General features: G+C 67.0%; 6 protein-coding genes. All 6 read right to left on the bottom strand.

Features of this window, described 5'->3' with window-relative positions; translation table 11 throughout:
- Positions 1-235 (bottom strand): C4-dicarboxylate ABC transporter (locus K9L28_11255; GenBank protein ID MCF7936907.1); only part of this gene is annotated, 235 nt, incomplete at its 3' end.
- Positions 236-300: 65 nt separating this feature from the next.
- Positions 301-867: a DUF6305 family protein gene (locus K9L28_11260; protein ID MCF7936908.1), complete on the bottom strand. Its 567-nt coding sequence runs from the start codon at positions 865-867 to the stop codon at positions 301-303.
- A gap of 105 nt (positions 868-972) precedes the next feature.
- The gene (locus tag K9L28_11265; protein ID MCF7936909.1) at positions 973-2,604 is read right to left on the bottom strand and encodes a C69 family dipeptidase; all 1,632 of its coding nucleotides are present in this window, start codon (positions 2,602-2,604) and stop codon (positions 973-975) included.
- Between the two features lie 209 nt (positions 2,605-2,813).
- The gene (locus tag K9L28_11270; protein ID MCF7936910.1) at positions 2,814-3,497 is read right to left on the bottom strand and encodes a response regulator; all 684 of its coding nucleotides are present in this window, start codon (positions 3,495-3,497) and stop codon (positions 2,814-2,816) included.
- A 2-nt stretch (positions 3,498-3,499) separates the two neighbouring features.
- Positions 3,500-5,422, bottom strand: a complete 1,923-nt coding sequence (locus K9L28_11275) for a transporter substrate-binding domain-containing protein (GenBank protein MCF7936911.1) — start codon at positions 5,420-5,422, stop codon at positions 3,500-3,502.
- Position 5,423: 1 nt separating this feature from the next.
- Positions 5,424-6,631: C69 family dipeptidase (locus tag K9L28_11280; GenBank protein ID MCF7936912.1), on the bottom strand; the 1,208-nt coding region annotated here is incomplete at its 5' end.

Here is a 6,631-nt window from a genome sequence, read left to right on the forward strand (position 1 = left end):
AGAGTAAGATCAGGCACATATCGAGGTAGGTGAAGGACCCCTCGACGATATGCCGGAGCAGTTCGACGAAGGCGATGGGCGCTCGCGGGTCCTCACCCATGGGGATCAGGGGGTGCGACAGCGCCGCCGCCAGGGTGGCCAGGAACATGGAGAGCTCGGTGCTCACCTTCATCCGCTTGGCGATCCCGAAGACCACGGCGACGACCACCAGCACCAGCCCTGCGTGATGATACATTGTCATGGAAACAAGCCCTTTCCGATGGATTCCGTCACGGCCGCAGGCTGCGGCCGCCGGGCGGTCTACTCCTTCGTGGCGGCCAGCGCCTTCCCGATGCCCAGGGCGTCCTCGGCGGTCAGGAGGGGCAGGTCGTTTCGCTCGGCGATCTCGGTGAAGTAGCCGTCGCCGTTGCTCTCCTCGATCACCAGAATCAGGTCCGACCGGGGGATGATCTCGTCGATGGAGGCCCTGTCGGCCTGGTCGGTGCGCCGCGCCATGCCTTCCACGTGGGCCCCGACGACAAGCAGGCCCTGACCGCGGGCCGCCTCGATGAGCGTCTGGCAGCGGGCGATCTCGGCGTCCACGTCGGTGCCTGCCGCGCCCATGCCCTTCATGCTGGTGCCGGTGGTGACGATGAGGGTCCTGTAGTCGCTCCCTTCGAGATCCGCCGCCGTCAGCTGGTTGTTGTGGTCGGCGGCGTAGCCGGCCTGCATGCAGGACATCTTGACCATCACGGCGCCGGGGCTCTGCCCGCAGGTGGTGACGATCAGGGGGCCCTCCACCGCCTGGACGGGTACGGCCGAGGCCGCGCCCGCCGCCGATAGCATCATTGTGCCGATGAGTACCGCAATCCAGATATTCCGTTTCATAGAAGCACCTCCCGAATGTGCGCTCCAGTAGAGCCCCTTTCCCTGTTACGGGGGAACCCCGCAGGGTCCCCCCGGTTTGTCACGCTTCCTCTTCCGGCGATGGGGCTACCTGGACTCGCCGAACCCGACCTTCTCGAGCCACTCCGTGGGGTAGCCGACCTGGGTCTGCTTGCCCTCGGGGGTCATCACGTAGCCGTCCTGGTATTTGCCCACCAGGTACTCGCCGAGCTTCCACCAGGCGTTCTCCACGGCCAGCATGTTGGTGTAGGTGTAGTCCGTCAGGTAGGAGACCGCCTTGGCGGGATCCTTCCTGTAGAGCGCCAGGGCCTTCTCCTCCACCGCAGGCTGCTGCTCGAAGAAGAGCCCCTCGATGCGTTCCTGCAGGGCGTTGATGTCCTTGATCATGTAGGACCACTTGAGGCTGGCCCAGTTGTTGACGAAGTTGAAGGCCCACCAGGCGTGGTCGCGGTCGAAGACGTGGCGCTCACCCTCGGCCCAGGATTCGGGGACCTCGGTGACGCCGGCGTAGATGGGCACGTAGCAGGTGGTGTCCGGGGCGTCCTCGCCGAACCAGAGCACGCCGCCGATGGCGTCGGGCATCCAGCTGCGGCTCTGGGCCACGAAGCTGTAGGAGCAGCGGAACATGGAGAGCGCCCGTTCCCAGTCCTGATCCTTCTTCCCCTCGGGCCGCACGGACTTGGGCGTGGGCCAGCGGTTGGGGTTGCCGAAGGGGCCGGCAGCCAGGCCCTTGGTGAGGTCGTACTCGGTGCCTTCCAGGTGGTCCCGGAAGATGGCCATGAAGTCCTGGACGGAGACCTTCTCGTCGGGCTTCACGGAGAAGGGATAGTACTCGTCCTGGGTGATGGGCTTGAAGTTCTTCGAGGGGGCGAGCAGGTCCAGGGCCCTCCACTCGCGGCGGCTCTGGTAGGTGTCGGAGCCGTAGGGATCGGGGTTGTAGATGGCCGTGAAGTTGAACTCCTCGCCTTCCTCCCACCAGCCCATCTCCCTGGCGAAGCTGCGGAGGTTGGGGGAGTGCATGAAGTTCTCGCTGTCGTCGAAGTCCACCACGCCGATCCTGGAGCGGTTGGCGATCACGAATACGTGGTCGTCGGGGATCCGCCGGGCCACCCAGATGGCGCCGGGCTCGCCGCTCTCGGGTGTCCAGAGCGGACCGGGGCCGCAGATCTCGAAGTCCCAGACCTCGTCGCCGTCGGAGATGATCAGGGCCTCGCCGCCGTCGCTGTAGCCGTACTGCTCGGCCAGCCCGCCCATCACCTTGATGGCCTCGCGGGCGGTCTTGGCGCGCTGGAGGCCGAAGATCTCCAGGGTCTCGATCCAGAAGGCGCCCTTGCTGTTGCGGTTCTCCGCCCTGCCGGACCAGGTGGACTCGCCGATCATGAGCTGGTGCTCGTTCATGAAGGGATAGCCGATGTGGAAGTAGGTGTAGGTCTTCTCCACCTGCGGGATCTCCAGCACCTTCTGGAGCGGGCTCGCGGGCCGCGTTCCGTGGCAGACCTCCTGGTAGACCGGCGCCATGGCGCCCTCTTCGAAGGTCTGTCCCGGGATGATCTGGATCCGGTTGTCGTACCAGCCGTCACAGGTATGGCTCGTCATGGTGGAGCCGTCCACCGTGGCGTCCTTCCCCGCCGCCAGCGGCGTGCAGGCGTAGGCCGCCGTGGCCGCCAGCACCAGTGCGCAGACGAGGAGCAGCACCTTCCCAACTCTTGCTGTTCGCATGAATCCGTTCCCCCTTGGTTCAGAATGGCCGGAACCTGAGCTCCGACGCGCAAACTATAGCAGGGAACCACAGGATCACCATGTTTTCGTCGGGAAGTGTGTGGATCTGTTCACTTCTGGTCAAGGGCGGCCGGGGAGGACCCGCAGGAGCCCTCCCGCTGCAGGGGGCGGCGCAGCGTGTTCGTGAACGAAACTGTACGAAAAATGTACTACCGTATCATGGAATACTTGTTCACCGGACGGCCCACGTGCTGGTAGACCCGCTCCATCACGGCCCGTCCGGAGGCCACCATGAACTCCAGATAGCGCCGCGCGGTGATCCGGGAGACATCCAGCAGCTCGGCCATCTCCTCCGAGGAGAGGGGGCTGTCGCTCTCGTTCAGGACGCCCTCCACCCGCTCCACCATCCTGGGGTTGAGCCCCTTGGGGAGGCTGCTGACCACCCGTTTGGCGCTCCGGTCGCTGAGGAGCCGGTCGATCCGCTGCTGGTCGATCTCCTCGGGGCCGTTGCGCAGGGTGTCCACCACCTGGCGGAAGGACTCCAGCGAGGCCTTGACCCGTTCGAAGACGAAGGGCTTGACGATGTAGTCGAAGGCTCCGGCCTGCAGCGCCGTGTTGACCACCGCGGTGCTCCGGGCAGCGGAGACCACGATGACATCCACGTTGCCCCCCTGGCTCCGGATCTCCTTCAGCGTCTCCACGCCGTCCATGCCGGGCAGGTAGATGTCCAGCAGCACCAGCCGGACCTCGCCGGTCCTGATGAACTCGATGGCCTTCCGGCCGTCGTCGACGACACCGACGATCCGGAATCCCTCCAGGGCGGAGATGAAGTTCCGGTGGATCTCGGCGACCATGGGATCGTCCTCCACGGTCAGGACCCTGATTTCCTCCATGTTCAGGCACCTCCATTGGGCAGGGTTACAAGAAACTCCGTATATGCCCCGGGGACGGAGTCCACGGCGATGTCCCCCTCCAGGGCCTCCACCATGGTGCGCACGCTGTAGAGGCCGTAGCCGCAGGCCCGCCCGCACTGCTTGGTGGAAAAGCCCTTCTCGAAGACCCGCTCCAGCAGCTCCCCGGGGATGCCCGGGCCGTTGTCGGCCACGCTGATCATGATCCGGTTGGACTCGTCGAAGATGGCGAAATCGATGGCCGGCTCCCGCTCCCGTTGTTCCCGAAGGGCCTCGATGGCGTTCTCCAGCAGGTTGCCGATGACCATCACCAGCGTCTGGTCGCCCACCGCGGTCTTTTCGCCGCAGGAGCTGTCGGGATCGATGCGGAAGGCGATGCCCAGCTCGCGGCACTTGCCGATCTTGCCCACCAGGATGCCGCCCACCACGAAGTTCTCAATGTGTTCGGAGACAAAGGAGGTGGTGGACTGCCACTCCTGCTGCTCGGCGGAGATGAAGGCCACGGCCTTGTCGGCCCGGCCCATCTGGATCAGGCCGGCGATGGCCTGCAGCTTGTTGAGAAACTCGTGGTTCTGCACCCGCAGGGACTCCACGTACATCCTGACGCCGGTGATCTCCCGGGCCATGGCCCGGATCTCCGTGGTGTCCCGGAAGGTGGCGATGGCCCCGATGATCTCCTCCTTGATCCGCACCGGCGCCATGTTGGTGACCACCAGCCGCCCGTTGAGGTTCTGCTCGCAGTCGCTGATCCGCTCGCCCGATTCCAGCACTCCCGAAAGGCCCAGCTGGGGGATGCACCCATCGATATGCCGCCCTTTTTCGTCGCCCGAGAGCCCGGCGAGCTCCGCGGCGGTCCGGTTGAGCAGCGAGATCCGCCCCCGTCTGTCGATGGCCACGATGCCGTCCTTGGTGAAGTCCATGATCCGCTCCCGCTGGCGGACGATCACGTCCACCCGCTTTTTCAGGGAGACGAACCACAGCAGGAGCACCGCACCGACCGCGGCGATCCCCATCAGCGCGCGCCGCACAAGGGGCGAATCCAGAAGCCCCGCGCTGCGGCCGGGCAGCCACTTGGCCGAGAGCCGCCGGAGACCGCCGCGCTCCCGGAAGGCCCGCAGCCGCTCCAGCAGTTCGGCGGTGAGGGGCACCTTGCCGTGGAGCACCACCATCCCCTGCTGCCTGGCAAAGAGCGGCTCCTCGGCGGGGACGATATCGGGGAGGTTCAGAAGCCCCGCCAGGTAGCGGCCCTGGCTGATGCCCATCAGGGTGTAGTCGGCCTCGCCGGAACGGAGCATGTAGAGCGCCTCGGCCCCGCTGTCGGTGAGCAGCACGTCGCCGGCCAGCCCCCGCTCCCGGAGGTAGAAGTGGCCCTCGCTGTTCCGGCGGACCACCACGGTGCGCCGCAGGGTTTCTTTCAGCGTCCGATCCCTGGGCAGGCCCTTGCGGGTGAAGAAGGCGAACCGCGTTTCCACCACGGGAAGAAAGAAGCAGTACCGCTGCAGGTCCTTCCCCGATGTGGACCGGGTGAAGCTGGACAGAAACCCCTCTACGGAAAACCCCGGCTTCGAGGTGTCCACCAGGAACTCGCCGTACTCCAGCATGGTCGCCGAGGCCCGGGAAAAGGAGGGCCCCAGGAGGAGGTCGATCTCCGCCCTGTGCCGCCGCTCCGACACCTGCTGCCAGTCGCCGAGCTCCACCGTCAGGGCGTCGGCGGGCAGGGCGGCCTGGAGGAGCTCCACCAGGAAGCCGCCCGGCGCACCCCGTTCGGTGACGAAGGTATAGGGGGGAAAGGAGGGGCTCCCGAAGGCGCGCACCCGCCCGCCCGGCAGGGAGGCCCGGGCGACGCCCGCAACGAGGAGCACCGGCAGGAGCGCCCCGAGGATCAGCCGGGCGGACCGACGGGTCATCCTACCAGCACCGGTTGCCGGTGTAGGTGGGGATCAGCCGGTAGCAGAGCTTCCGGTAGGCCTCCTCCACCCGTTTCATGCAGCCTCCGCTATAGTCGGTGAGGTAGTCCCGGGCGGCCCGGGGGTCCCTCCGGAAGGCCTCCAGGGCCTTCCGCTCCACCTCCCTCCGGCGCTCGAAGAAGGCCTTCTCCAGGGGCGCCCTGGTGCGGCGGAGGTCCCGGATCGCCGGCTGGTAGCGTCTGTTCACCAGGTCGTCGGCCAGGGTGATCATCCAGTGGGCGGAGTCGGGATCGAAGAGATCGGGGTCGTAGTTCCGCCAGCTCTCGGGGATGGAGCGGACGCCGGCGTAGATGGGCACGTAGCAGCTGATGTGGGGCCGCCCGGGGGCGAACCAGAGCACGCCGCCGATGGCGTCGGGCAGCCCGGAGCGGGACTGGGCCACGAAGGTGTAGGAGCTCTTGGCGGCCACCGGCCGGTGGTAGGGGATGTTGAGCAGCCTGCGCATGGCCCGCCCCGGGAAGGGGGTGGCCAGATCGCTCTTCACGGCGTTGCCGTTGACGTCCCGTACGATCCAGGCGTCGTTTTCCCCCATGTCGAAGGGGGTCCCCTCCAGATGGGAGCGGAGGATCGCCATGATGTCCCGCACCGAGACGGGCCGCTCGGGCCTGAGGGAGAAGGGATAGCTGGCGGTCCCGGCGTAGGGGTCCCACTCCCCGGAGGGGGCGAGGGTCCTGTGGATGTAGTGGAGGCGCTCCCGCTGCCACATGGAGGCCAGCGACCAGTAGCCCGTGGCGGGCGAATAGGCGCGCTGCCAGTTGAAGGGCTCCCCCGAGTCGGGGTCGTACCAGCCCTCGCGGACGGCCACACTCCGGTAGTTCGGCGAGGCCATGCAGCGGGGGTCCGCCGGGTCCACCTCCTGGATCCGGCTGGAGTTGGTGACCACCACCACCTCGTCGTCGGGCACCCGCCTGGCGGCCCAGATCGCGCCGGGACGCCCGCTGCTGCGGGTCCACCCCATGCCGACGCTGAAAAGCTCCAGCACCCAGACCTCCCCGGGGTCCGTGATGACCAGGCTCTCCCCCTGGTTGCTGCAGGAGGGCAGAAAGCCGTAGCGTTCGGCCAGTCCGCCGATGAGGCGCACCGCCTCCCGGGCCGTGGCGGCCCGCTGGAGGGCGAAGATCTCCAGCTGCTCCACCGTCATGATGGGGC

Source organism: Synergistales bacterium, from assembly GCA_021736445.1.
Taxonomy (GTDB): Bacteria; Synergistota; Synergistia; order Synergistales; family Aminiphilaceae; genus JAIPGA01.

What these genes read in the sequence shown, in the direction of transcription:
- K9L28_11260 (MCF7936908.1), bottom strand. Translation starts at nt 867, where the DNA reads ATGAAACGGAATATCTGGATTGCGGTACTCATCGGCACAATGATGCTA.
- K9L28_11265 (MCF7936909.1), bottom strand. Translation starts at nt 2,604, where the DNA reads ATGCGAACAGCAAGAGTTGGGAAGGTGCTGCTCCTCGTCTGCGCACTG.
- K9L28_11270 (MCF7936910.1), bottom strand. Translation starts at nt 3,497, where the DNA reads ATGGAGGAAATCAGGGTCCTGACCGTGGAGGACGATCCCATGGTCGCC.
- K9L28_11275 (MCF7936911.1), bottom strand. Translation starts at nt 5,422, where the DNA reads ATGACCCGTCGGTCCGCCCGGCTGATCCTCGGGGCGCTCCTGCCGGTG.